The organism is Nocardiopsis sinuspersici (assembly GCF_001998325.1).
In the GTDB taxonomy this organism is placed as follows: domain Bacteria; phylum Actinomycetota; class Actinomycetes; order Streptosporangiales; family Streptosporangiaceae; genus Nocardiopsis; species Nocardiopsis sinuspersici.
This window is the reverse complement of sequence record NZ_MCOK01000001.1, coordinates 1,358,779-1,384,204: the sequence shown is the minus strand read 5'-3', so window position 1 is coordinate 1,384,204 and position 25,426 is coordinate 1,358,779. Positions and strand designations below refer to the sequence as shown.

Sequence of the window (25,426 nt, the reverse complement as noted above, 5' to 3'; positions counted from 1 at the left end):
GCGCGTTGGGTGCCACCACCATGTCACTCCCTGTTCGTCGAGAAAACGGTCCAGGAGGGATGTGTGGGGGTACGGCTACCCGAGGTGAACGAGCCGAAAACCGGACATGGCAGCACATGGACTGATCCAGACCCCGCCGTCACGGTCGGGGTGCCCCCGGGTGCGTGTACGCGCCCCGGGGGCACCTCTCCAATCCCGGTCCCGCGCCGGGGCCGCGGTCCCGGGGGCCTTCAGCCCCGGCTGTCCTGGAGGGTGAGCCGCCGCAGGTCCTCGGGCAGGGCCTGGCGGACCTTGTCCATGACTCCCCCGGTGGTGGCCTCGTCGAGCACGTCGAACACGGCGTGGGCGCTGTGGGCGGCCGCCGTCGGCTCGCTGTGCGCCCGCTGCGCCACCCTGCTGAGGAACTCCTGCTGGTCGAAGCCCTCGGCGCCGGGGCCCTGCTCCGTCTGACGGGTCACCCGGCGCATGTTCTCCCCGATCTCACGCGGCAGCTGCGCGGCGAGGTCCTCGCCCAGGCCGGGGTCGACCCGCTCGGCGAGGGTCTCCAGCGTGGCCCTCGTGGCCTCCTCCGCGGCGCCGCGGCTGTCCAGGCGGGCACGTGCCTGGACCTGTCCGATGAAGGTGTCGTGCTGCATGGTGCTTCCCCCCTTCTGGCGTCGCCGCGGCACCGTGGCGGTGCGGGGAGGAGCCCCGTCGTGAACGGACTCCCTCAGCGTCACGCGCACGGGGTACCGCGGCGGACACGGCCTCCCGCCCCGCGGGGCGGGGCGGGCCGCCTCATTGTTGGTCGCCCTTGGGTTTGGCGGGCTGGTTGGGAACGCCGTGCGGCGGCGGACTCGACGCGGGGGCCGCGGTGTCCGCGCTCACCGGTGAGCCGCCGGCCGGCGGACCGGGACGCTCGGGTTGGAAGTCCTGTGCGCCCCCGGAGGGCTCGGCGCCCTCCTCCAGGTCGTGGAGCCGGTGGCGCAGGATCTCCAGGACCCCGGCGCGGTTGGCGTGGCTCTCCTCGTAGTCGACCAGCCGGCGCATCTGCTCGGTGTCGAGCGAGCGGACGCGGTGCTGGAGCGTCCCGACCGGAAGTCCCTCATAGCCCTCGATCGGAGGTGTGGTCTCGTGCATCGACGTTCCCTCCCTGCTGCTCCGTACGACGGTGGGGTGTAGGGGCACAGCTACCCGTGAGGCCGGGCGCGAAACAGCAGGTGAAACGGGCTTTGGTGACGGTCCGGGGCCGGTCGGCGACGGGCGCGCCGTTGATGCTCCCGCCCCGCGGGAGTAACGTCGGCGCGTGGCCCTCCCCCCGTACGCCGGGCGCGCCTTCGCCGGGCGCCACGGCCCCTCCCCCACCACCCCCTCTCCCCCCGCAGCCGTCCCCCGCCCCGCACGGGTCCTGCCGTGACCCCGCCGCTGCCGCGTACCCGGCTCCTGGGGTACGGGGTGGGCTCGGTGGGCACCGGCGTCTTCTCCGCCCTGCCCGGCCTGCTGCTGCTCTACTACCTCACCGACGTCCTGGGCGTCGCCGCCGGGCTCGCCGGGCTGGTGCTGGTCCTGCCCAAGGTCTGGGACATGCTGGTCGACCCCGTGATCGGAGTGGCCAGCGACCGCGAGGCCGTGCGCACCGGCCACCGGACCCGGCTCATGCTCACCGGAGCGCTCACCCTGCCGGTGCTGTTCGCCGCCATGTTCGCCGCGCCCGCGCTGGCCCCCGTGTGGTCGGCGGTGTGGGTGGGATGCGCGTTCACGCTGGCCACCACGGCGTTCAACCTGTTCCAGGTCCCCTACGTCGCCCTGCCCGCGGAGATCTCCCCGCGCCGCGACCAGCGCGCCCGCGCCATGTCGTGGCGGGTGGTGTGCCTGACCCTGGGCGTCCTGGCGGCGGGCGGCCTCGCGCCCGCCGTGGTGGAGTCGGCCGGGGGCGGGCGCGCCGGCCACCTGGTGATGGGCGCGGCCATCGGCCTGGTGCTGGGCGCTGCGCTGGCGGCCTCCACCGCCGGCACCCGGTGGATCATCGGCCGTCCCGGCCCGCGCACGCTCGGACCCGTGGCGGCCCTGCGCGCCGCGCGCGGCAACAAGGCGTTCTTCCGCCTGGCCCTGGCCTTCGCCCTCCAGGCCCTGGCGGTGTCGGTGATGCTCGCCGCCGCCCCGTACGTGGCCGCCTACCGCCTGGACGACTACGGGCTGACCTCGGCCATGTTCGTGTGCGTGGTCGGCCCCAGCCTGGTGGCGGTCCCCGCCTGGTCCGCCGCCGCCCGCCGGTTCGGCACGGTGCGCTGCTACCTGGCGGCGGTGGCCGCCATGACCGCCTCGGCCCTGCTGCTCCTCCCCGCGGTGCTGAGCGAGCGGGCCGTGCCCGTGCTGGCGGCGACCGGCCTGGTGGGCCTGTGCTACGCCGGCCTGCAACTGCTGCCGCTGTCCCTGCTCCCCGAGACCGTGCGCGAGGACGCCGGGCGCAGCGGACAGGCCCAGGCGGGCACGTTCACCGGGATGTGGACGGGCCTGGAGACCGGCGCGATGGCCCTGGGACCGGGGCTGTTCGCGGCGGTGCTGGGCCTGACGGCGTTCCGCTCCGCCGAGGCGTCGGTGGCGGTGGCCCAGCCCGCCGGCGCCCTGGCCGGCATCGGAGCGGGCTTCACCCTGCTGCCCGCCGCGCTGTTCCTGGCGAGCCTGCCGCCGCTGCTCGCCTTCCGACGGGGGAACCCGGGCGACCACCCCCTCGGACGCACCGGCCCCGCCCCCGAGACCGAACCCGGCCACGAGCCCGACACCGACCCCGGAGACCGCAGTGCTACCTGAGTCCGGACGCTCCACCGACGACCTGCTCGCCGAACTCTCCCGCCTCCGGGAGGGCGACCTGCCCGTGCGCGAGGGGCGGGTGGCCGCCTACGTGTACGACCCGGGCCGACCGGGGGTGCGCGAGGCCGGGCACCGCGCGTACATGGAGATGGTCGAGGTCAACGGCCTGGACCCCACGGCCTTCCCCAGCACCGTGGCCCTGGAGCGACGGGTGGTGGGCGCGGTCGCCTCCGTCCTGGGCGGCGACGCGTCCACACCCGGGATCTTCACCAGCGGCGGCACCGAGTCGATCATGCTGGCGGTCAAGGCCGCCCGCGACACCCGCCCCGTCCGGGGACGCGGCGAGGTCGTCCTCCCCGTGACCGCGCACCCGGCGTTCCGCAAGGCCTGCCACTACCTGGGACTGGACCCGGTGACCGTCCCGGTGGACCCCGAGAGCCTGCGGGCGACCCCCGGGGCCGTGGCCGAAGCCCTCACACCGCGCACCGTGATGGTGGTGGCGTCGGCGCCGTCCTACCCGCACGGCGTGGTCGACCCGGTGGCGGAGATCGCCGCGCTGGCCGCCGGGCGGGGCGTGCTCTGCCACGTGGACGCCTGCGTGGGCGGCTGGATACTGCCGTGGCTGGAGAAGGGCACGGTGCCCCCGTTCGACCTGTCCGTTCCCGGGGTCACGTCGCTCTCCTGCGACCTGCACAAGTACGGGTACACGCCCAAGGGCGCCTCGGTGGTGCTGTTCGCCGACGGGCGGCTGCGCAGGGGCGCCTACTACGCCGGCGCCGACTGGCCCGGCTACACGGTCATCAACTCCACCGTGCAGAGCAGCAAGGGCGCCGGGCCCCTGGCCGGGGCCTGGGCCACCCTGAACGCGCTGGGCGCCTCGGGATACCGGGAGCTGGCCCGGGAGGCGATGGACGCGGCGCGCCGCCTGCGCGAGGGCGTGGCGGGGATCCCCGGACTGCGGGTACTGGGCGATCCGGACGCGCCGCTGGTGGCGCTGGCCTCGGACGAGGTGGACGTGTTCGTGCTCGCCGACGAGGTGGCGGAGTCGGGCTGGTTCCTGCAGCCGCAACTGTCCTACGCGGGGATCCCCGCCAACCTGCACCTGACCCTGACCGGGGTGTCCCTGGCCGGGGTGGACGCGTTGCTGGAGGTGCTCGCCGGAGCGGTCGCGGCGGTCAGGGGAGTGCGCCCGCCGGTACCCGAGGGCCTGGCCGAGGCGGTCTCCGCCCTGGACCTGTCCGCCCTGGAGGACCGGGAGTTCGTGGAGCTGCTGGCCTCGGTGGGGGTGGACCTGGCGGCCCCCGGAGGTTCGGGGACGGCGGTGGTCAACACGGTGCTGGACGGCCTCGAACCCCCGCTGCGCGAGGCCCTGCTGCTGCGCTTCCTCTCCGCGCTGCACTCTCCGCACGCCGACCGGCCGGGCGCCGCCGGCTGACGGGTCCCTCGCACGCCGTTCACCGCGGGGACCGGTTCCACGGGATACTGCGACCGCGCGGCTTCGGCCGACGCACGGACCCCGGCGGGGAAGCGCCCCGTCCGCGCTCCGACGAGCGCACAGCCACAGGAGAGAGAAGGACACATGACCTACGTCGCCGCCCCGACGCGGTACGAGACGATGCCCTACCGAAGGTGCGGCCGCAACGGCCTGCGCCTGCCCGCCCTGTCCCTGGGCCTGTGGCACAACTTCGGCCACGACCGCGGTATCGAGGTCCAGAGCGACATCATCCTGCGTGCGTTCGACCTGGGGGTGACCCACTTCGACCTGGCCAACAATTACGGTCCCCCGCCCGGGTCGGCCGAGGAGAACTTCGGCCGGGTCATGGCCCGCGACCTGCGCGCCTACCGCGACGAGATCGTGGTCTCGACCAAGGCCGGGTTCCTGATGTGGCCCGGCCCCTACGGCGAGTGGGGCTCGCGCAAGTACCTGCTGGCGAGCCTGGACCAGAGCCTGGAGCGCATGGGCCTGGAGTACGTGGACGTCTTCTACCACCACCGGCCCGACCCCGACACCCCGCTGGAGGAGTCCATGGGCGCGCTGGACACGGCGGTGCGCCAGGGCAAGGCCCTGTACGCGGGCGTGTCCAACTACTCCCCCGAACAGACCCGCCAGGCCGCGGCCATCCTGCGCGACCTGGGTACGCCGATGCTCATCCACCAGCCCTCCTACTCGATGTTCAACCGGTGGGTGGAGGACGGGCTGCTCGACGTACTCGACGAGGTCGGCGCCGGCTCCATCGCCTACTCGCCGCTGTCGCAGGGGCTGCTGACCGACCGGTACCTCAACGGCGTTCCGGAGGGGTCCAGGGCCGCCGGAAGCAGCCCGTTCCTGACCGCCGAGGGCATCACCGAGGAGGTGCTGCGACGGGTGCGCGCGCTCAACGCCGTCGCCGAGCGGCGCGGGCAGTCGCTGGCCCAGATGGCGCTGGCCTGGGTGCTGCGCGGCGAGCGGGTGACCTCCGCGGTGATCGGTGCGAGCAGCGTCCCCCAGTTGGAGGACAGTGTGGCGGCGGTTGGCAACCTGGAGTTCGACGCGGACGAGCTGGCCGAGATCGACGGGTACGCCCGCGTGGACTGAGCCGCCGGAGCGCTTCCTCATTCGAGCCGGCGGTCCGGGCGGTCGGCACGGCCCGGACCGCCGACACGGGCTGTCGGCACGGGCTGTCGGCACGGGCTGTCGGCACGGGCGGCCGCTGCCGGGCGCACGTCCGGGGGCGGCCGTTCCCGGGGGCGGCGGACCGTCCCCGGCGGGGTCCGGCGGGACTGCTCCGACGCGGTTCGGCGAGGTCGGGCGGGCTCCCCGGCCGAGGCCACCGCTCTGACCAGTACCTCCGCGGTGTGGGACGGAACACTTCTGGTTTGGCGCGACGCACACGGGTAGTCGCACCTGTACACCCCAGAAGATCACAGTCCTATTACGGCAAGGCGGTGCAAGTAACTGTGAAGAACGTGTTCGTGGTCGGTTTGGACGAGCGCAACCTGGAGATCCTGCGCAGGACCCCGACCGGCCGCCAATGCCGGTTCCACCAACTGCTGGACCTGGACGAACTCCAGGCCGGCGAGGTGGACATCAACGCACTGATTGCCAAGGCCGAGCAGATCCTGGACGACTTCGACGGCTCCGTCGACGCGATCGTCGGTTTCTGGGACTTCCCGGTGACCCTGCTCGTCCCCATCCTGTGCTCCAGCCGCGGCCTGCCCTCGGCATCGCTGGAGTCCTTCGTCAAGTGCGAGCACAAGTACTGGAGCAGGCTGCTACAGAGCGAGGTCATCGACGAGCACCCGCCCTTCGCCCTGGTCGACCTCAACGACGAGAACGTCAAGCCCCCGGAGAGCCCGGGCTACCCGATGTGGCTCAAGCCGGTGAAGTCGGCCTCCTCCCTGCTGGCCTTCCGCGTAGACGACGACGAGGGCTTCTACGACGCCGTGGCCAAGATGCGCGAGGGCATCGACATGATCGGCCGACCCTTCGAGCAGATCCTGGAGCGGGTGGACCTGCCCCCGGAGATCGCCTCCGTGGGCGGACGCACCTGCCTGGCCGAGGGCGCGATGCACGGCGTGCAGGCCGCCGTCGAGGGCTACGTCTACAAGGGCGAGGTCGTGGTCTACGGCTCCCTCGACTCGGTCGACTACCCCGCCAGCCCGGTGTTCCTGCGCCACCAGTACCCCTCCGAACTTCCCGACGAGGTGGTCCAGCAGATGCGCGACGTCGCCGTCAAGGTCATCAGGAAGTCCGGGATGGACAACTCCACCTTCAGCATCGAGTTCTTCTACGACCCGGTCGAGGAGGGCCTCAACCTCCTGGAGGTCAACACCCGCCACTCCCAGTCCCACGCGAAGCTCTTCGAACTGGTGGACGGAGTCCCCAACCACGAGCGCATGCTCCGGCTGGCCCTCGGACAGGACCCGCGCCTGCCCGACGACATGAAGGGCGAGTTCAACGTGGCCGCGGAGTGGTACTACCGCCGGTTCGACGACGGCGTCGCCGTGCGCGTGCCCACCCCGGAGGAGGTCGCCGAGGTCGAGGAGTCCCTGCACGGCGTGAGCGTCGACGAGATCGTGCCCCAGCAGGGCGAGCGCCTCTCGGACATGGCCTTCCAGGACAGCTACAGCTTCGAGCTCGCCAAGATCACCATCGGCGCCGAGGACGACACCGAGCTGCGCGCCAAGTACGAGCGCTGCGTGGAGGACCTGAAGTTCGAGTTCATCGATGACGGCGACGACTCCTCCGACAGGACGGTCCAGCACTGAAGGGAGGCCCCCGTACATGCACGTGGTCAATAACCTGCCGCACGCCGTGCACATCGACGAGCACCTCTGGATCCCCATGTCGGACGGCGTGCGGCTGGCCGCCAAGGTGTGGCGCCCCACCTCCTCGGACGCGACCCCGGTACCGGCGGTGCTGGAGTACATCCCCTACCGCAGACGCGACCTGACGGCCGTGCGGGACTCCATGCACCACCCCTACATCGCCGGGCACGGCTACGTCTGCGTCCGCGTGGACCTGCGCGGAACCGGTGACTCCGAGGGCGTGCTCACCGACGAGTACCTGGAACGCGAACAGCAGGACGCCGAGGAGATCCTGGCCTGGCTGGCCGAACAGCCCTGGTGCGACGGCAACACCAGCATGATGGGGCTGTCCTGGGGCGGGTTCGCCGCCCTACAGGTGGCGGAGCGGCAGCCTCCCAGCCTCGGCACGATCATCATCAGCTCCTTCACCGACGACCGCTACGGCGACGACTTCCACTACATGGGCGGCTGCCTGCTCTCGGACAACCTCGCCGAGGCGGGGACGATGTTCGCCGCGGCCACCCTGCCCCCCGACCCGGTCATCGTCGGCGAAGAGTGGCGGCGGATGTGGTTCGAGCGGCTGGAGGCCAGCGAGCCGTGGGTCCTGGAGTGGCTGCGCCACCAGCGGCACGACGACTACTGGCGGCACGCCTCGGTGTCGGAGAACTACTCCCAGGTGCGCTGCCCCGTCCTGGCCTCCAGCGGATGGGCCGACGGCTACTCCAACGCCGTCCTGCGGCTCCTGTGGAACCTGAAGGCCCCCGCCAGGGGACTGGTCGGCCCCTGGTCGCACCGCTACCCGCACATGGGCGAGCCCGGCCCGGCGATCGGCTACCTCCAGGAGGTCGTGCGCTGGCTGGACCACTGGCTCAAGGGCGAGGACAACGGGATCGACGAGGGCCCGTCCCTGTGGGCGTGGATGCAGGACAGCGTCGCGCCCTCCACCGCCTACCACCAGCGCCCGGGACGGTGGGTGCGTGAGGAGGAGTGGCCCTCACCGAACGTGAAGTACACCCCCTATCCCCTGGCCAAGTACAGGATCGGATCCCCCGGGGAGGAGATCCGGAGCGAGTCCCTGACCCTGCGGTCCCCGCTGACCGTGGGCCAGTTCGCGGGCAAGTGGGCCTCCTACAACGCCCCGCCCGACCTGCCCTACGACCAGCGCGAGGAGGACGGCGGCTCCCTGGTCTTCGACAGCGAGGTCCTGGCCGAGGACGTGGAGATCCTGGGCACCGGCGCGGTGGAACTGGAGGTCTCGGTCACCGAGCCCGTGGCCATGGTCGCGGCCCGGCTGGTCGACGTCGACCCCGAGGGCAGCGCCACGCGCGTGACCTACGGGCTGCTCAACCTCACCCACCGCACCGGGCACGAGCACCCGGAGTCGCTGGAGCCGGGCGAGATCTACCAGGCGAGGCTGACTCTGAACGGTGTCGCGCAGGTCTTCCCGGCCGGCCACCGGATCCGGCTGTCGCTGTCCACCTCCTACTGGCCGCTGGCCTGGCCGCCGCCGCGTCCGGTGATGCTGACCGTGCACCCGCAGAACAGCAAACTGATCCTGCCGGTGCGCCCGCACCCCGAGACCGACGAGCCGCACCCGCAGCCCTTCGGGGAACCGGAGGCGGCGCCGGCGATCCCCACCACGCGCAGGGAGAAGCCGGAACACCGCTGGACCGTCCACCGTGACCTGGTGGACACCCACTCCTCCCTGGAGATCGTCAAGGACGGGGGCATCCTGCACTTCGACGACATCGACCTGGACGTCGGGCGCCGCGCCTACGAGCTCTACGAGTCCGTGGCCGGTGACTTCGCCTCCGCGCGCGGACAGTCGACGTGGACGGTCCGGTTCGCTCGCGGCGAGTGGCGCACCCGCACCGAGACCCACACGGTGCTGGAGTGCACAGAGACCGACTTCCGGGTGTACGCGACCCTGGACGCCTTCGAGAACGACGAGCGGGTCTTCTCCCGGCAGTGGCGGGAGACGCTGCCCCGCGACCACGTGTGACCGGAGCCCGGTTCCCGGACGCGGTGGACGGCGGTACAAAGCCGGAACCGTGTCCGGGACCGGGGACCCGGACCCGGGGTAGGGACCCGGGACAGGCACAGGGCAGGGGGCGAGACAGGAAGCCGGACAGGAGACCGGGAGCGGACCGATCAAAGAGGGGAGCGGTTCCGATGCCCACACAAGACCGGCAGGAGGCGGACCTTCGGGGGCGTCCCCGGGGACGGGTGCGACACCCGGGCACGTCGGAGACCGCGCGTCTGCTGACCTCGGTCCTGCTGCCCAACGTGGCCCGGGGCGTGATCCTGCGCCGCCCCCTGATGACCAGGCTGGTCACAGGGCTGGACGCCGACCGCAGGGCGGTCGCCGTCCTGCGCGAGATGCGCGAACGCCACGGCGACGACCCCCTGCCGCTGCGCTTCGCGGGGCGCCGGGCGGCACTGGTGCTGTCCGCCGAGGACGCACGCCGAGTACTGCGCGAGACCCCGGAGCCCTTCTCCCCCGCCGGCAGGGAGAAGAGCGGCGCCCTGTCGCACTTCGAGCCGCACGGAGTACTCGTCTCCGACCAGGCGGACCGCCCCCGGCGGCGCGCGGCCAACGAGGCCGCCCTGGTACCGGGACAGGCGGTCCACCCCGACGGGGACGTCCTCGCGGCGCAGGCCGACGAGGAGGCGCTCGCCCTCGCACTCGCCCTGCGCGAGGACGGCGGCGACCTGGACTGGTGGCGCTTCACCCGGTCCTTCAACGCGATGGCCCGGAGGATCGTCTTCGGCGCCTTCGCCGCGGACGACCACCGGACGACCGAACTGCTGTACAACCTGCGGGCACGCGCGAACTGGACGTACCTGGCCCCCGTCCACCACGGAGCCAGGACCGAGTTCCTCGACCGGGTGCGCGCCAACGTCGAACGCGCCGAGCCGGGCAGCCTCGCCCGGAGGCTGACCGCGGCGGCACCCGCCGGGGACGGCACGGACCCGCGCCCGCAGGACCAGGCGGCACACTGGCTGTTCGCGTTCGACGCGGCCGCCGTCGCCGCGTTCCGCTCCCTGGCCCTGCTGACCTCGCTCAGCCCCGGAGCCCACGAGGCCCGCGAGGAGATCGACACCCGCGAGGGACTCGACCTGCCGCTGCTGCGGGCGACGGTGCGCGAGTCGGTACGGCTGTGGCCGACCACGCTCATGGTGCTCCGGGAGAGCACACGCGAGACGGCCTGGCGGGAGGAGGTCCTCGAAGCGGGAACCGTCTTCCTGATCGTGAGCTCCTACTTCCACCGGGACTCCTCGCGGCTTCCCTACGCCGACGCGTTCGAGCCCGGGATCTGGCTCGACGGACGCGCCGAGAACGAGCCCGGCATCCTGCCCTTCAGCCAGGGACCGGCCGCGTGCGCGGGGATCGACCTGGTGCCGCTGGCGGTGTCCCTGTTCCTGCGCGCGCTGCTCCGGGGCCGGGACCCGGCCCGTGTGGACGCGGGCGGCCCGCTGCCCGCGTCGGGCCTGCCCGCGTCGCTGAACCACTTCGCACTGCGGTTCTCGCTTTCGACCTGAGCTCCGGGCCGGATCCGCGGCGGGTCCGGCCCGGGCCTGTTGAGGAGGAGACATGAGCGTCGTCGAACAGATGCTGGACACCCACCCCGGCAACCGGGGATTCGGGGTGGAGGGGAAGCTCCGGGCCTGTATCGAGGCCTGCGGGGAGTGCGCACAGGTCTGCACCCTGTGCGCGGACGCGTGCCTGGGCGAGAGGGACGTGGCGGAACTGGTCACGTGCGTGCGCGCCGACCTGGACTGCGCGGACCTGTGCGAGGCCACCCAGAGGGTGCTCTCCCGCCGGACCGAGGGCGACGACACCCTGGTCCGGGCGCTGGTGAAGGCGTGCGCGGAGGCCTGCCGCATGTGCGGCGAGGAGTGCGAGCGGCACGCCTCGCGCCACGAGCACTGCTGGGTGTGCGCCGAGGCGTGCCGCCGCTGCGAGAGCGCGTGCCGCGAGCTCCTCGCGGCCCTGTGAGGGGGCCGCACCGCCCACACCCGAAGGAGGGCAGCGATGGAATGGCCGACACTCGGCTGGCTTTTCGGGATCCTGGTGGCCATCGCCATCCCGATCGCGGTGATCTTCCTCGTGCTGTGGATCATCCGCCGGGAGACGATCCGCAAGCAGGAGGCCGTGCGCTCGCCGGACTACTGGAAGGAGAGGCCCGAGGGCAGGCGGTACCCGACCGGGTGGGAGAACAGAGGCAGCATGCCCGGCCTGGGAACCGCACGGCCCGGAGAGGGAACCGCCGAGGAGCCCCAGTCCGGCGGGGACTGGAAACCGCCGCCCGAGGGCGGTGACCCGCCCGACCGCGGGCCGACACCGCCCGACGACGGCTGGAGGCCGCCGCCCGCGGGGCGGTGACCTCCCTCGGATCGTCAGGCGTGCCCCGCTCCGCTCGGACACGGCAGTCAGGGCACGGACCCGGCTACGGACCCGACCGGCGGGACGGGGCCGGCGGGCGGGGCATGGGCGCGGTGGGCGGCATACGGGCGCGGTGGGTGGGATGGAGCCGGCGAGCGGGGTACGGCCCCGGCCGGGTTCAGACGCGGTCGGCGGGGAAACCGCCCGTGGCGACCGGCCCCCACCTCTCCGGGGTGACGCGGATCAGCGCCTTGCCCTGGCGGCGCATGGCCTCGCGGTACTCGTCCCAGTCGGGGTGCTCGCCGGAGATCACCCGGAAGTACTCGACCAGGGGCTCGACGGCCTCCTCGCCGTCGATGACCTCGGCCTCGCCGTCGACCTGGACCCAGGGGCCGTCGAAGTCCTCCGACAGGACCACGACACTGACCCGGGGGTCGCGCCGGGCGTTGCGGGTCTTGGCGCGCTCGGGATAGGTGGACACCACGATCCTGCCCTCGGTGTCCACACCGCAGGTGACCGGCGAGGCCTGGGGCTCACCGTCGGACCGGCGGGTGATGAGGAGCGCCCGGTGCCGGGGACGTACGAACTCCAGCAGACCGTCGAGGTCGACACGGGTGTTGGTGGCGATCGAAGGGCTCATCGTCTCGCTTTCACTGCTCGCGGTGCCCGCGCCCGTCGCGGGGACCGGGCCAGCGTATCCCCGCACGCGCGAGGAGCGCCGGGGCCGACGCGGCCCCGGCGCTCCTGGCAATCGCTCTTACTCTTCCCCGCGGTCGCCCTCCCCGAAGTCCTCCCGGTTGAGGTTCTCCTGCTCCATCTTGTCCTGGAGCTCGGCTTCCATCTCTCCCCGGGTGTCCGGACGCTGCTGGTCGTCGCTGTGGTCGGCGTTGACGACCTGGTCGGTGTCCCTGGTCTTCGGCCTGGACTCCTCCGGAACGCTCATGTCCGGGCCTCCTCCCTAGTCGGATTCCTGGCAAGCCCCTACCCGGCGTCATCAGCGATCACACGCTCCCTGCGTCCCAGGAGCCCCACGGGTGACCGAGGTCGCAGCGGGACGTGGCGGCGTGTCCTGAGAGGTCGTCTCCGCGTGCGCGGGGAGCACGCGCTCACCGACCTCGGGGGGACAGGGGTCGAGACCATCCCCGCGTGCGCGGGGAGCACAGTAACTGAGCTGCGAACTTACCAGCGACAAGCGAGCGTTTTTCCAACTTCTCGAAAGTTAGACATAAATCCCAAAGTGACCATTGGCGCACAAATCCCGCATTTATGGGCTAACACGACTCGCCCTGTTTAGTGCCGACGAGGAAAGCATGCCACTCGCCACCAGGGAACGAGAGAGCGCACAACGTACGGTGGCTGGTGTCCCGGACCGCTGCTGCGCCACCCAGGTCGGCCACCTCGACACACGCGGCCTCGCTCTGCGAGTAGCTCGATTTGCGGAAAACGGCGTCGTCACCGACGACGAAGACTGATGACTGCATGCTTCTAGTCCTTGTGCTGGCGGTGCTCGTCGGCGATACCTCGGAGCAGCTTGAGGGTGGGCTTTCCGTCGTCCAGGGCAGACGCGCGTAGGCGGTTGAACGTTCCCGCGTAGTGCTCCACGTTTTCCGCACTGGACATGAACATGTGGGACGAAGGGCCCTGGAGATAGACCGTCACCAGCCCATGGTGGTCCACGCGCAGGATGGAGAACGAAGCGAGGGTCAGAGCCGCGTGGGCCCCGGCGCTGTAGGGCAGCACCTGAAGCGTGACGTTCGGAAGAGCGGCCAACTCGACAAGATGATCAAGCTGCTCTGCCATGAGCCCACCGCCACCGATACGCTGCCGCAGAGCGGCTTCAGCGACGATCATCCACACCTCAGGCGGAGCGGTCTTCGTCAGCACCTCCTGTCGGGTGAGACGGACCTGAACTTCTCGGTCGAGATCGCTGTCAGGACGCATGGTCGCCTCGATGACCGCGCGAGCATAGGCCTCCGTCTGAGCCAGACCGGGGATGAGCTGGGACTGGTACATCTCGACCGAGGTCGCCTGAGCCTCGATGTTGGCGTACGACCGGTAGCTCCGTTCCAGCTCGTAGGGCTGCCAGCGGTCCGGCTCACGCGCCTGCTTCCGGAGCGCGAGCAGACGGTCAAGTTCCTCCGAGGCCCCGTACAGGCTGAGCAGGCGCTCGATGGCCGCAGGACCAGGCACCGCCCCACCGTCGCCGGGCGTCTCCCAACGCGACAAGCTACTGGGCGCGGTCCGCATGGCCTTGACCACGTCACCGAACTTGCGTTCACCTCGGAGCTGTCGCAGCTCCTGTGCTAGTTGCCACTGCGCAAGCGTCGGGTTGTCAGCCATCCCTTGATAATGCCCTTCTTCGCATGAGGGGACAAAATTCGCCACTTTCAAAAGCTACTTGCATTTGCTCGTGGCTCTTAGTTTACTGATGGTGAAGCACCTCACTTTTCCAAGGAGGCCTCATGGCTATGAGCCGCCAGACAAGCAGCAGGTCAGCGAGCGCGGAGCATTCTCAGGGAACCGCGTCGGAATGGGAGCGGTTCGGGGAGCGGGTCCGGGCAGTGCGGGAGCGCCTGGGCCTGTCGGTCGAGGAGCTGGCCGAGGGCGCTTCCGCCTCTCCCCACCGGATCCGGCAGGTCGAGTCCGGCTCCTACGAACCCCAGCGCAACGACGCCCGCCGCCTGGACAGCGCCCTCCAAGCCGAGGGCGTGCTGTGGGACGCCTGGGCGCAGACCTTCATCACAGCCGGCCTTCGGGCCGGTGCCACCGTGGCCGACCTGCTCCCCCAGGCGTTCCAGGTCCGGGCCTACGCTCCCCTCGTCCTGCCCGACGGCTTCCTCACCGAGGACTACGCCCGCGCGCTGAACCGGGTCGAGCGCCCGATGGAGGCCGACTTCCTCATCCCGGACCGGCCCACGATCCGCGAGGTCTGCGGCACGTTCCCCGGCCCGCCGTACTACTGCCTGATCGCCGACGAAGCCTCCCTGACCCGCCCGGTCGCCTCCCCCAGCGTCATGCGCGCCCAGCTCACCCGCCTTCGCGACCTGGCCACCGGCGACCGCGTCACCGTTCACCTGCTCCCCCAGGGCACCGCACCCCACCCCGGCCTGCGCGGCGCGTTCTGGACGCTGGCCTTCTCCCCGCGCCACAGCCTCGCCTACACCCCGCATCCGCGCGGACCAGGCCACCTGGTCACCGACGCCACCCACATCAAGGGCTACGCCGACCTGTTCTCCACCCTCCAGGGCGTGGCCCTGTCGGCCACCGACTCCCTGCGGCTGCTGGACCAGGTCATCGAGCGCTTCCCCGACAAGCCCAGGCGGCGCGCCCTCACCACGGGTCTGCACCACGGGACCAGCGACACGTATGGCACCGCCGCCGCGGCCAGGGGCTGACCACGAACTCGTCCCCCCGTGTCACCGGCCGGACACGTCAAAGCCCTGGCAGGCGTTAGTCCGCCTCCAGGGCACGGCCAGCACACAGAACACCCAACAAAAAGGAGATACCGGCATGGTCATTGTGCCGCAGACCTCTGTCGCCACCACCCACCCGGAACGGCGCTGGGAACCGCGCCTCTACCCCGGCACCCTGGCCACCGCCAGCCGTGTGCGCTCGGACATGCGCACCGACCTGGCCCGGCTCATCGGGCTCGGTGACGACCTGGTCGCGACCGTGGTGCTGTGCGTCAGCGAGATGTTCGCCAACGCCGTCGAGCACTCGCGGTCGGGAGAGGCCGACGGCCGGGTCATCCGCACCCTGGCCGTCCACTCCGCACCGGACGCCGGGACCGTGCTGCGTCTGTCGGTCATCGACGACGGCACCAAGGACACCGGCCCTCTGATCCCCCGCCAGCGCACGGCCGAGGAGTGGCGGGAGGCCGAGCACGGCCGGGGCCTGCTGCTCGTCGAGCACACGGCCGCCGGCTGGGGCACGCGTCCCGTGCTGGACTTTCCCTTCTGCGCGGGGTTGGGCACGGTGACCTGGGCCGAGTTCGCCCTTCCCGCGCCCGCGGGGGCTGAGCGCGGTCGCTGACGGTTCCGATCACGCCGATCACGCGGAAGGTCCCGGGAGCGCCCCGTCGAACGCGTTCCCGGGACCACTGGCCACTCCGTGGCCACTACTCCCCCCGCTCCCCCGCCCTACTTGGCGAGGAAGGCCAGCAGGGCCTCGGTGACCTCATCGGCGTGGGTCCACAGCAGACCGTGCGGGGCGCCCTCGATCTCGACGTAGTCCGCCGACGGCAGCAGGGCGGCGAACGCGCGGCCGGTGGCGTCGATCGGCAGGATGTTGTCCGCGGTGCCGTGCAGGATCAGCGCGGGAACGTCGATCTTGGGGATGTCGGCGCGGAAGTCGGTGAACCAGGTCAGCGGAGCCGCCGCCGCGGCGACCGCGCCCGAGCCCGCCGCGACGTTCCAGCTGTTGCGGACGGCCTCCTCGCTGATGCGGGTGCCCAGGTTCTCGTCGAGGTTGTAGAAGTTCTTGTAGAAGTCGGTGAAGTAGGCGTACCGGTCGGCCTTGACGTCGGCGACGACCCCGTCGAAGAACTCCCGGGGCGCGGCACCGTTCGGGTTGTCCTCGGTCTTGAGCAGGAACGGCTCCAGGGAGGCCAGGAAGGCGGCCTTGGCGACGCGGGCGGAACCGTAGGTGCCCAGGTAGCGGCCGACCTCGCCGGTGCCCATGGAGAAGCCGACCAGGACGGCGTCGGTGAGGTCGAGCGTCTCCAGGACCGTGTTGAGGTCGGCGGCGAAGGTGTCGTAGTCGTAGCCGGTGGAGGGCTGGGAGGACTGCCCGAAGCCGCGGCGGTCGTAGGTGATGACCCGGTACCCGGTGTCGAGCAGGGCGGCGGCCTGCTTCTCCCAGGAGTGGCCGTCGAGCGGGTAGCCGTGGATGAGGACGACCGGCTGGCCGGTGCCCCGGTCCTCGTAGTACAGCTCGATCGGAGTGCTGTTCTCGGTTCCGACGGTGATGCGCCCCATGATGGACCTCTCCCCTGAATGAGAACGATCGTTCTCATCTGAGCCAATGGGCGAGAACGAACGTTCTCGCTTGTTGTGAAGTCTAGAGAACGATCGTTCTCAACGCAAGTACACTGGCGGACATGGACATGAACAAAGAGGAGTACCGCCAACGGATCATCGCCGCGGCCGACCGGCTCTACTACACGCGGGGCTTCTCGTCCGTGGGCATGGACCAGCTACGGGACGCCGCCGGGGTCTCGCTGCGCCGCCTCTACCAGCTGTTCCCCTCCAAGAACGACGTCGTCATGGCCGTCCTGCGGGGCCGGCGGCGGATGTGGGCCGAGGGGCTGGACGAGCACGTGAGAGCGGCCGGCACTCCCCGGGAGAAGCTGTTGGCGGTCTACGGGTTCCTGTCCGACTGGTTCTGCGAGGAGGACTTCCGGGGGTGCGGGTTCATCAACGCCTTCGCGGAGCTGGGTGCGGTCAACTCCGACGTCGCCGACATCGCGCGCGAGCACAAGGTGTCCTTCCAGCGCTACCTGGGCGAGCTGGTGGAACGGATCGGCGTGGACCCCTCCCTCGCCGTGCAGCTCGCGCTCCTGGCGGAGGGTGCGCAGACCACCGCCGCGATCACCGGTCAGGCGGAGGCGGCCGACCGGGCGCACGAGGCCGCCGAGGTGCTCATCGACGCGGCCCTGGAAAGGGCCGGCTCCGACTCGCGGGGAAAGAACTCCCGGGCCTGCGTCCCGAGCGACGCGTAGGCCGAGCCGTCCTGCGTGCGCGAAGGCACGGGGAGCCTCCCGAGCCCTACCGGCCGTTCGTTACGGACGTCTCCAACGGCTCCCCAGCAGGCCCGCCCGAGGACGGATTGCTCCAGCCGGGCCGGCCGCCGGAGGGCCGCCCGGCCGAGAACACGGACCAGGCCGCCGACTCCCCCGACGGCCGCGTGGCCCCGGACACGGTGGTCTTCCGCACCCGGAGCCACGGCGGCGGGACGGCAACCGGTGACCCGAGGCCCCGCCACGGCGCGGCCGTGGGCGCGAAGCGTCCGGTCCTGCCCTTCTTTCACATCCTCCCATGAGTTCATTTATATATAGCTAATTAGGAACCCGAAAGCCTCCGCGACCTCGGAGGCATCGCCGGACAAGGTGATGGGGCAACGGAAAAGTCATCCATGCGCAGGGTTTCACTCTGACCGGGTCTCGTGTTAGCTATATTAAAAGGAACCAAAAAGAGCACTCGACGACAGCCCCGTGCCGTGGGAGCCCTGATGAAACCGCCCTCCTCCGAGGTAGACCCCGCCGAAGATCCCGAGTTGTTGTTCCCCGCGCCGAGGACCTGTCCCTTCAGCCCCCCGGAGGCGTACACGCGGCGTCGGCGCGAACGCCCCCTCGCCCCGGTCAGGATGCTGGGCGGGAACGAGGCGTGGATGGTCACCCGCTACGAGGACGTGCGCTCCGTCCTCGGCCACCAGCACACGAGCGCGGACCGGCGTGCGCCGGGCTTCCCCCGCTTCGCCCCCGCCGGCGAGCGGCTGCGCCGCGACTCCTACTTCCGGACGCCCCTGAACTGGCAGGATCCGCCGGAGCACACACGCACCCGGAGCGCTCTCACCGCCGAGTTCACGATGCGCCGGGTGTCGCGGCTACGACCGCGCATCCAGGAGATCACCGACGCCCGCGTGGACCGGATGCTGCGCTCCGGCGGACCGCTGGACCTGGTCCGGCACCTGGCGCTGCCCGTGCCGTCGACGGTGATCTGCGAGATCCTCGGGGTGCCCTACTCGGAACACGCGCGTTTCGAACCCGACAGCGCCCTGATGATGGACCGGAACACCCCCGCCGCCGAACGCTTCCGAGCGGCGCACACCGTCCGCTCGTACCTGGGGGAGGTGGTGGCGTGGAAGGAGCGGTGCCCCGGCGACGACCTCCTCAGCCGTCTCCTGGCCGAAGCCGAGACCGAGGGGCGCCCGGATCCCGACGGGGTGACCAGCACCGCGTTCGTGCTGCTCGTCGCGGGACACATCACCACCTCCAGCATGATCTCCCTGGGGACGCTGGCCCTGCTGGAACACCCCGGACAGCTCGCCCTGATGACCGCTGATCCGGCGCGCGTCCCCGGTGCGGTGGAAGAGCTGTTGCGCTACTGCAGCATCGTCGAGGCCGCGACGGCCCGCACCGCGTCGGCCGACCTCGACATCGCGGGGACCCGGATCGCGAACGGCGAGGGGCTGGTTCCGGTGATCCAGACCGCCAACCGCGACCCCGAGGTCTTCGACCGCCCCGACGAACTCGACATCGGCCGCCGCGGACGGGGGCACCTGTCGTTCGGGCACGGCCGGCACCACTGCCTGGGCAAGAACCTGGCCCGCGCCGAACTCCAGATCGTCCTCGGCACCCTCTTCCGGCGGATCCCCTCCCTTCGCGCGGCGGTCCCGCTGGGCGAAGTCGCCTTCCGCGGCGAGTCGAACATCCACGGCCTGCGAGAGCTCCCCGTGACGTGGTGACCCCTCTGGACCCGACGACTCCGCGGGGGACCCGCCGCGGATCCGAGAAGAAAGGCAGGACGTCCATGAAGGACACCGGCGGCAGGGATCCCCGAGTCTTCCCCCACGACTCCGAACCGGAGCTGGAGGCGCGTCGCGCCCTGGCCAAGCTCCTCTCCGAGACGCCGATCCCCCCGGAGGAACTGGTCGACGCCCTCCCCCTCTACCTCCGTCGGCAGCAGATCGCCGACCTGATGTCCATGGACGCCCTCTACCGGATGGTCCTCGACGTCCCGGGGGTCATCATGGAGTTCGGTGTCCGGCACGGCCGTCACCTCGCGGCCTTCACCGCCCTGCGGGGAGTGTACGAGCCCTACAACCCCTTCCGCAGGGTGGTCGGGTTCGACACCTTCACCGGTTTCCCCGACGTCTCCCCCGTGGACCAGGTGAGTCCGAGCGCGGTGGTCGGCAGGTTCGCCCTGCCCCCGAGCTACCCCGACCACCTGCGAGCGGTGGTCGCGGCGCACGAGCAGGCCGATCCCATGCGGCACGTCGGCGAACGCACGATCGTCGTCGAGGGCGACGTCAGGGAGACCCTGCCGCGCTACTTGGAGGACAATCCCCACACCGTGATCGCCCTCGCCTACTTCGACCTGGACGTCTACGCGCCGACCCGTGCCGCGCTGGAGTGCGTCCGTCCCTACCTGACCAAGGGCAGCGTGCTCGCCTTCGACGAGCTCGACCACCCCAAGTGGCCGGGCGAGAACCTCGCGGTACGGGAGACGCTGGGGCTCGGCAGCGGCGAGTTCCGCCTCCTCCCGGGGCGCCCCGCCCCCGCCTACCTCCGATGGCCGGGATGACCCCGTGCCGACCGCGACGGAGGGTCGCGGGGGCCCTCGGACGACACGAGAGACCGTTCCGAGCGGGCCCTGGTCCGCTCCTGACGCAAGACGGTGATCGCACCCCATGAAAGGCATCGTCCTCGCGGGAGGCAGCGGCAGCAGGCTCTCCCCGCTGACCAAGTCGACGTCCAAGCACCTGCTCCCGGTCTACGACAAGCCCATGGTCCACTACCCGTTGGCGACGCTCATGGAGATGGGCGTTCGCGAGATCCTGTTGGTGTCCACCCCGCGCGACCTGCCCCGGTACCGGCTCCTCCTCGGTGACGGGCACCAGCTCGGGATCGACATCTCCTACGCCGAGCAGCCGGAGCCGAGCGGGCTGGCGGAGGCGTTCACACTCGGTTCCGACTTCGTCGGCGCGGACAGCGTCGCGCTCGTCCTGGGCGACAACCTGTTCCACGGGCAGGACCTGCCCCGGTTGCTCCGGGAGTCCGCCGAAGGGCTGGACGGGTGCGTCCTCTTCGGCCGCCGGGTCCCGGACCCCCACCGCTACGGTGTCGCCGAGGTGGGTCCCGAGGGCTCGCTCCGCTCCATCGAGGAGAAACCCGGCCGTCCCCGTTCCGACCTGGCGGTCACCGGGCTCTACCTCTACGACAACGACGTCCTGGATATCGCCGCCGAGGTCAAGCCCTCGGACCGGGGGGAGCTGGAGATCACCGACGTCAACCTGGCCTACCTCGAGCAGGGCCGGGCGCGGCTCGTGAACCTGGGCCCCGACGTGCTCTGGATGGACGCGGGGACCGAGGAATCCCTTCTGGAAGCAGCCCTGCGGGTACGGGACACGGCGCGCCGCGACGGGGTGCGCGTCGCCTGCCTGGAGGAGATCGCCCTGCGGGAGGGGTACATAGACGCGGACGACTGCCTGGCCCTCGCCGAGGAGCTCGGGCAGTCGCCCTACGCCGAGTACGTCGTCCGCGCCGCGGTCGGCGCACGCGTCCGCCGCTGACGGGCCGTGTAGCGGCCCGGGGCCGCTACACGGCCCGTGCCACCGCGCGCAGGCAGAGTGTCGTCGAGGGGAGCGCGACGCCGTCGGCGTCCGCGTGGGAGGCTTCGACCTCCTCGGCGACCGCCTGCCAGACCTCGGGCGCGTCCTCGGTACCGTACCTGTCGCGTACACGCGCCATCAGCGCGGGCGGTGCGACGGCACGTGTGAACTCCGCGTACTGGGCGCCCGTGGCCAACCGGAACGGCGCCACGGTCTCGGTGACCGTCACGTCCTCGAACCCGGCCTCGCGCAGCTCGGCGGTCGCCTGCGCCGGGTCCGCCATGGTGAACGGTCCGGGGGCGCCCGGCGCGGGCGGCGGTAGTTCGAGCATCCTGCCGATCACCCCGTAGCCGAACGACATCATCGGCGCCGCACCGGGCGGTCCCCAGACCGCGGCGGCCAGGACCCCGCCGGGCACGAGCAGCCGGGCGAGCGCGCGCATCATGCCCACCCGGTCCACGGCGAACATCAGCCCCCACCGGCTGAGCACCACGTCGAATGAGCCCGGCGCGCGGTCGATCCCCTCCAGGTCCGCCACGGCGAACTCGACGTTGCTCCTTCCGTCGGCCCTTCGGGCCGCGAGCTCCAGCATCCGCGGGGAGATGTCGACGCCGAGGACGCTCCCGCCCGGGCCGACCGCGTCGGCGGCCGTCAGCGCGGGTTCCCCGGGCCCTGTCGCGACGTCGAGCACCCGCTGGCCCGGCCGGACGCCACCGAGCTCCAGCAAGTGGTCCGTCACCCGCGACGCACCCCGCTCGAAGGTGTCGAACACGACTGCCCAGCCCGGGCTGATGGCGTCCCAAGCAGCACGCTGGTCGCTCTTGACGGTGTGCGGATCAAGGTACGGACGGGACACGCTATACCTCCTGGGGTGGAACGGACATCGGGGGCCGGGCGAGGGGGCCAGGCCCTTGGGTCAGCAGGCGGCGGTGCCCACGGAGTGCCCCCACCACCGGCGGTTGGTCCGGTACCAGGCGACCGTGTCGGCCATGCCGTCCGCCAGGTCGACGGTCGGGCGGAAACCGAGCTCAAAGCGGATCTTGGCCCAGTCCAGCGAATAGCGCCGGTCGTGCCCCTTTCGGTCCTCCACGTGGCGGACCCTGTCCCAGCCCCGGCCGCAGGCGGTGAGCAGGGCGCCGACCGTCTCCTTGTTGGTCAGCTCCGTGCCGCCGACGTTGTAGACCTCTCCGCTTCGGCCGTGCAGGAGGACCCTCTGCACGGCGTCGCACAGGTCGTCCACGTGGATCCATTCCCGCACGTGCATGCCGTCGCCGTAGAGGGGTACCTCTCCGCCCTCCAGGAGGCGGGTGACGGAAAGGGCGACCAGCTTCTCCGGGAACTGGTAGGGCCCGTAGGCGTTGCAGCTGCGGAGGATCCGCACGTCCATGCGATGCGTGCGGTGGTAGGAGAGGGCCAGCAGGTCCGCCGCCGCCTTGGACGCGGCGTAGGGAGAGCTGGGACGCAGCGGGGAGTCCTCCGTGCAGGCTCCCGACTCCACCGACCCGTAGACCTCGTCGGTGGAGACTTGGACGAAGGGCCCCGCCCCGTACTCACGGCAGGCGTCGAGCAGCGTCTGGGTACCCACGACGTTGGACAACACGAAGTCCTGAGCCGACAGGATGGACCGGTCGACGTGCGACTCGGCCGCGAAGTGGACCACGGCGTCGTGCGTGGAGACGAGCGCCCGGACCAGGGCGGCGTCGGTGGTGTCACCCTCCACGAAGGTGAACCCGGGTGTTCCCTCCACCGCTTCGAGGTTGGCCCTGTTACCGGCGTAGGTGAGCTTGTCGAGCACGGTGACCCGCCGCGTCGCGCCGTACGGCTCCGGCGCGGGGGATCCGAGGAGGCGCCGGACGTAGTTGGAGCCGATGAACCCGGCCGCCCCCGTGACAAGGATCCTCATACGCCGCTCCGCCCGCACTCGTCGCCGCCCGTAGGCCCGGCCGCGCCGCAGGGGGGAGCCCCTCCCGCGCCCGCGCCGACCTCCGGCCTCCTGGGAGCGTCCACACACCCCACCCCTCCACGTCGTGGCGCTCCCCCGTCAAACGGTGGCGCGCAGTGCCGTCAACAGGTCCTCGACCAGGTCCGCGGCGTCCTCGATCCCCGCCGACACCCGGACCAGGTCATCGGTGAGGCCCAGTTCCAGCCGCGTGCTCCGGGGGATCCCCGCGTGCGTCGACCGCGCCGGGCACTGGATGAGCGATCCGACTCCGCCGAGGCTCACCGCGCAGGAGTGGAGCCGCAGCCGGCGGAAGAGCTTCTCCGGCTCGACCGGGCACTCGAAGCAGACGATGGAGCCGGGCCCCGACATCTGCCTTCCGGCCACGTCGTGCTGGGGGTGTTCGGGCAGCCCCGGGTAGCGGACGGCCCCGGTGAGGCCCGAGTCCCGCAGCGCCTCGGCTATCGCCTGCGCGTTGGCCACCTGCCGGGCCACACGCAGGGAAAGGGTCTTCAGCCCCCGGTGGACCAGGTAGCAGTCGAGCGGTCCGGGGACGTTGCCGACCGCGGTCCGGTAGGAGAGCAGCCTCCGGTGCAGTTCGGCGTCCCGGTAGACGAGGGCCCCGCCGACCGCGTCGCTGTGGCCCGCGATCGACTTGGTCGTGCTGTACAGGCTCACGTCGGCCCCCAGGTCCAGCGGTCGCTGGAGCACGGGGCTGGCGAGCGTGTTGTCCACCACGACGACCGCCCCGGCGGCGCGGGCCCGTGGGCACACCTCGGCCAGGTCGGCGATCTTCAGCAGCGGGTTGGTGGGCGCCTCGATCCACACGAGGTCCGGCCCCCGTTGCAGGGCCGCGCGCAGTGCGTCCCGGTCGGTGAGGTCCACGTGGTCCACCGTGATCCCCCTGCGGTCCAGGAGGGCGAACAACGCGCGGGTGCCCCCGTAGACGTCGTCGGAGGCGACCACCCGCCCGCCCGGGGGGACGACGGAGAGGATCGCGTCCCCCGCGGCCTGCCCGGAGGAGTAGGCGGTGGCGAAGGGAACCTCCTCCAGGGACGCGAGCGTGTGCTCCAGCGCCTCCCGGGTGGGGTTCTCACCGCGGGCGTAGAAGTAGCGCGGCGGGTCCTGGTGGCGCTGGTCGTAGGTCGTGGCGACGTGGATGGGGGGCACCGTGGCCCCGGTTCCGTCGGCTTCCCGTCCGCTCTGGACCAGCCTGGTGTCGAACCGCATGTCACAGGAACCGGCTGTCGGGGTGGTTCTTGGTCCACTCACCGGGTCGGACCGTCTCCAGCGCCCGGACGAGGAAGTCGATCTCGTCCACGGTGTTGTAGACCCCGAAGGAGATCCGGACCGTGCCGAGCAGTCCCAGGTCGTCGAGGAACGTACTGGCGCAGTGCACCCCGCTGCGGACCGCGACACCGTGCCGGTCGAGGTGCCCGCCCACGTCGTAGGGGTGGACGCCCTCGACCACGACGGAGACGATGCCGCTGGGGTCGGCTTCAGGAGCACCGACCACCCGCACCCGGTCGACTCCCCTCAGTACCCGGACCGCGTGGTCGACGAGCTCGGCGTCGTGTCGGCGTACGGCGTCCCAGCCGAGGCCGTCGACGAAGTCCAGGGCCGCGACGAGTCCGATCGCGCCCGCCACGTCCGGTGTGCCCGCCTCCAGCCGGGAGGGAACGGGGACGTGGCGGACGGGTTCGTCGTGCGCGACGCCCTTGACCGTTCCTCCGCCCACCTGGTATGGGGGCAGATCGGTCAGGAGTTCCCGCCTGCCGTAGAGCGCTCCGGTGCCCGTCGGACCGTAGACCTTGTGTCCGGAGAAGCAGTAGAAGTCGGCGTCGAGTTCGCGCACGTCCACCGGACGGTGCGGGACGGCCTGGGCCCCGTCGACCACGACGGGGACACCGTCCCGGTGGGCGTCCGCGATCATCTCGCGGACGGGGTTGACCGTGCCGAGCACGTTCGAGACGTGGGCGACCGCGGCCAGTCGCACACGCGGCCCCAGGGCTGCTCGAAAGTCCGCCGCCGCGACACGGCCGTCCCCGTCGACGGGGACGACGACCAGTTCCGCGCCGCTCCGCTCACAGAGCCTGCGCCAAGGAAGCAGGTTGGAGTTGTGCTCCATACCGCTGACCACGACCTGGTCTCCCCGGCCGACGACCCGCGCCCCGAAGGTGTCCGCCAGCAGGTTGGTCGCCGCGGTCGTCCCCTGGGTGAACACCACCTCGTCGGGGTGCTGGGCGCCCAGGACCTGGCGCACCCGTTCGCGGGCGCCCTCGTACAACTCGGTCGCGTTCAGGCTGAGCCGGTAGTGGCCCCGGCCGATGTTGCTGTTGTCGCGGGAGTAGTAGCCGACGATCGCGTCCAGTACGCTGTCCGGCTTCTGGGTGGTGGCCGCGTTGTCCAGGTAGGTGAGGGGGACGCCGCCCGGGCGGGTGGACAGGATCGGGAACCGGTCCCGGACCGCTCGGCCCACCGTGCTCCGTGTGTCCGCGGGGATGCCGTGGCTCATTCCTCCCCCTCCTCGTCACAAGGGGTTCCGGTGCCCCAAGAGGAGGAAAGACGGTTCATCTCCGTATAGTCCGGTCGATGCCACCCCAAGGGTCGGGCCGACGCTCCCGCCAGGGGGACCACAGCGCGCCCTGCCAGGGAACACAGGTGGTTAACCGAACTCAGAGGGAATGCTTCGA

25 protein-coding genes are annotated in these 25,426 nt (G+C 71.4%); 14 read left to right on the top strand and 11 right to left on the bottom strand.

Annotated elements, in window-relative coordinates; genetic code table 11:
- Positions 1 to 230: 230 nt before the first annotated feature.
- Complete coding sequence (locus NOSIN_RS05815) at positions 231 to 635, bottom strand: DUF2267 domain-containing protein (protein ID WP_077689752.1); 405 nt, start codon at positions 633 to 635, stop codon at positions 231 to 233.
- A 142-nt stretch (positions 636 to 777) separates the two neighbouring features.
- Complete coding sequence (locus tag NOSIN_RS05810; protein WP_077689751.1) at positions 778 to 1,119, bottom strand: hypothetical protein; 342 nt, start codon at positions 1,117 to 1,119, stop codon at positions 778 to 780.
- 273 nt (positions 1,120 to 1,392) lie between these two features.
- Between NOSIN_RS05810 and NOSIN_RS05800 the strand changes: the two genes are divergently transcribed.
- The 8 genes from NOSIN_RS05800 (at position 1,393) to NOSIN_RS05765 (ending at position 11,464) form a co-directional block, all read left to right on the top strand.
- Positions 1,393 to 2,790: an MFS transporter gene (locus NOSIN_RS05800; protein ID WP_077689749.1), complete on the top strand. Its 1,398-nt coding sequence runs from the start codon at positions 1,393 to 1,395 to the stop codon at positions 2,788 to 2,790.
- Complete coding sequence (locus tag NOSIN_RS05795; protein WP_077689748.1) at positions 2,780 to 4,225, top strand: pyridoxal phosphate-dependent decarboxylase family protein; 1,446 nt, start codon at positions 2,780 to 2,782, stop codon at positions 4,223 to 4,225. The genes NOSIN_RS05800 and NOSIN_RS05795 overlap by 11 nt, the downstream gene beginning before the upstream one ends.
- Positions 4,226 to 4,369: 144 nt before the next feature.
- Complete coding sequence (gene mgrA / locus NOSIN_RS05790; RefSeq protein WP_077689747.1) at positions 4,370 to 5,365, top strand: L-glyceraldehyde 3-phosphate reductase; 996 nt, start codon at positions 4,370 to 4,372, stop codon at positions 5,363 to 5,365.
- 362 nt (positions 5,366 to 5,727) lie between these two features.
- Positions 5,728 to 7,038: an ATP-grasp domain-containing protein gene (locus NOSIN_RS05785; RefSeq protein WP_170293683.1), complete on the top strand. Its 1,311-nt coding sequence runs from the start codon at positions 5,728 to 5,730 to the stop codon at positions 7,036 to 7,038.
- 16 nt (positions 7,039 to 7,054) lie between these two features.
- The gene (locus tag NOSIN_RS05780) at positions 7,055 to 9,079 is read left to right on the top strand and encodes a CocE/NonD family hydrolase (RefSeq protein ID WP_077689745.1); all 2,025 of its coding nucleotides are present in this window, start codon (positions 7,055 to 7,057) and stop codon (positions 9,077 to 9,079) included.
- Positions 9,080 to 9,249: 170 nt separating this feature from the next.
- Complete coding sequence (locus NOSIN_RS05775; protein ID WP_077689744.1) at positions 9,250 to 10,620, top strand: cytochrome P450; 1,371 nt, start codon at positions 9,250 to 9,252, stop codon at positions 10,618 to 10,620.
- 52 nt (positions 10,621 to 10,672) lie between these two features.
- Entirely contained in the window at positions 10,673 to 11,077 is a 405-nt protein-coding gene (locus tag NOSIN_RS05770; protein ID WP_077689743.1) for a four-helix bundle copper-binding protein, read from the top strand.
- A 36-nt stretch (positions 11,078 to 11,113) separates the two neighbouring features.
- On the top strand, positions 11,114 to 11,464 hold the full coding sequence (locus tag NOSIN_RS05765; RefSeq protein WP_077689742.1) for a hypothetical protein: 351 nt from the start codon (positions 11,114 to 11,116) through the stop codon (positions 11,462 to 11,464).
- A gap of 178 nt (positions 11,465 to 11,642) precedes the next feature.
- On the opposite strand, the gene NOSIN_RS05760 is transcribed toward NOSIN_RS05765, so the two are convergent.
- From NOSIN_RS05760 to NOSIN_RS05745, 4 genes are all read right to left on the bottom strand, one after another.
- Complete coding sequence (locus NOSIN_RS05760) at positions 11,643 to 12,104, bottom strand: PPOX class F420-dependent oxidoreductase (RefSeq protein ID WP_077689741.1); 462 nt, start codon at positions 12,102 to 12,104, stop codon at positions 11,643 to 11,645.
- A gap of 117 nt (positions 12,105 to 12,221) precedes the next feature.
- On the bottom strand, positions 12,222 to 12,407 hold the full coding sequence (locus tag NOSIN_RS05755; RefSeq protein WP_077689740.1) for a hypothetical protein: 186 nt from the start codon (positions 12,405 to 12,407) through the stop codon (positions 12,222 to 12,224).
- A gap of 328 nt (positions 12,408 to 12,735) precedes the next feature.
- Positions 12,736 to 12,945, bottom strand: coding sequence for a DUF397 domain-containing protein (locus NOSIN_RS05750; RefSeq protein ID WP_077689739.1), 210 nt, complete (start codon positions 12,943 to 12,945; stop codon positions 12,736 to 12,738).
- Between the two features lie 4 nt (positions 12,946 to 12,949).
- A complete protein-coding gene (locus tag NOSIN_RS05745) occupies positions 12,950 to 13,804 on the bottom strand; it encodes a helix-turn-helix domain-containing protein (RefSeq protein WP_077689738.1) in 855 nt (284 codons plus the stop codon).
- A 128-nt stretch (positions 13,805 to 13,932) separates the two neighbouring features.
- Here NOSIN_RS05745 and NOSIN_RS05740 point away from each other — a divergent pair, with 128 nt between their 5' ends.
- Positions 13,933 to 14,859, top strand: coding sequence for a helix-turn-helix domain-containing protein (locus NOSIN_RS05740; protein ID WP_077689737.1), 927 nt, complete (start codon positions 13,933 to 13,935; stop codon positions 14,857 to 14,859).
- Positions 14,860 to 14,974: 115 nt separating this feature from the next.
- Entirely contained in the window at positions 14,975 to 15,496 is a 522-nt protein-coding gene (locus tag NOSIN_RS05735) for an ATP-binding protein (protein WP_077689736.1), read from the top strand.
- 107 nt (positions 15,497 to 15,603) lie between these two features.
- On the opposite strand, the gene NOSIN_RS05730 is transcribed toward NOSIN_RS05735, so the two are convergent.
- Positions 15,604 to 16,440, bottom strand: coding sequence for an alpha/beta fold hydrolase (locus NOSIN_RS05730; protein ID WP_077689735.1), 837 nt, complete (start codon positions 16,438 to 16,440; stop codon positions 15,604 to 15,606).
- A 122-nt stretch (positions 16,441 to 16,562) separates the two neighbouring features.
- Between NOSIN_RS05730 and NOSIN_RS05725 the strand changes: the two genes are divergently transcribed.
- The 4 genes from NOSIN_RS05725 (at position 16,563) to rfbA (ending at position 20,755) form a co-directional block, all read left to right on the top strand.
- The gene (locus tag NOSIN_RS05725) at positions 16,563 to 17,183 is read left to right on the top strand and encodes a TetR/AcrR family transcriptional regulator (RefSeq protein WP_227014537.1); all 621 of its coding nucleotides are present in this window, start codon (positions 16,563 to 16,565) and stop codon (positions 17,181 to 17,183) included.
- Positions 17,184 to 17,692: 509 nt separating this feature from the next.
- Positions 17,693 to 18,928 (top strand): cytochrome P450, encoded by a 1,236-nt coding sequence (locus NOSIN_RS05715; protein WP_077693430.1) that lies wholly within the window; start codon positions 17,693 to 17,695, stop codon positions 18,926 to 18,928.
- Positions 18,929 to 18,993: 65 nt separating this feature from the next.
- Positions 18,994 to 19,767: a class I SAM-dependent methyltransferase gene (locus NOSIN_RS05710; RefSeq protein WP_077689733.1), complete on the top strand. Its 774-nt coding sequence runs from the start codon at positions 18,994 to 18,996 to the stop codon at positions 19,765 to 19,767.
- Between the two features lie 106 nt (positions 19,768 to 19,873).
- Positions 19,874 to 20,755, top strand: a complete 882-nt coding sequence (gene rfbA / locus NOSIN_RS05705; RefSeq protein WP_077689732.1) for a glucose-1-phosphate thymidylyltransferase RfbA — start codon at positions 19,874 to 19,876, stop codon at positions 20,753 to 20,755.
- Between the two features lie 25 nt (positions 20,756 to 20,780).
- On the opposite strand, the gene NOSIN_RS05700 is transcribed toward rfbA, so the two are convergent.
- From NOSIN_RS05700 to NOSIN_RS05685, 4 genes are all read right to left on the bottom strand, one after another.
- The gene (locus NOSIN_RS05700; protein ID WP_077689731.1) at positions 20,781 to 21,650 is read right to left on the bottom strand and encodes a class I SAM-dependent methyltransferase; all 870 of its coding nucleotides are present in this window, start codon (positions 21,648 to 21,650) and stop codon (positions 20,781 to 20,783) included.
- Positions 21,651 to 21,710: 60 nt separating this feature from the next.
- On the bottom strand, positions 21,711 to 22,697 hold the full coding sequence (rfbB, locus tag NOSIN_RS05695) for a dTDP-glucose 4,6-dehydratase (protein WP_077689730.1): 987 nt from the start codon (positions 22,695 to 22,697) through the stop codon (positions 21,711 to 21,713).
- Positions 22,698 to 22,835: 138 nt separating this feature from the next.
- Positions 22,836 to 23,963 carry a trans-sulfuration enzyme family protein gene (locus NOSIN_RS05690; RefSeq protein WP_077689729.1) on the bottom strand — a complete coding sequence of 376 codons (1,128 nt, stop codon included), beginning with the start codon at positions 23,961 to 23,963 and terminating at the stop codon, positions 22,836 to 22,838.
- Position 23,964: 1 nt separating this feature from the next.
- Positions 23,965 to 25,248 (bottom strand): aminotransferase class V-fold PLP-dependent enzyme, encoded by a 1,284-nt coding sequence (locus NOSIN_RS05685; protein WP_077689728.1) that lies wholly within the window; start codon positions 25,246 to 25,248, stop codon positions 23,965 to 23,967.
- Between the last annotated feature and the right edge of the window lie 178 nt (positions 25,249 to 25,426).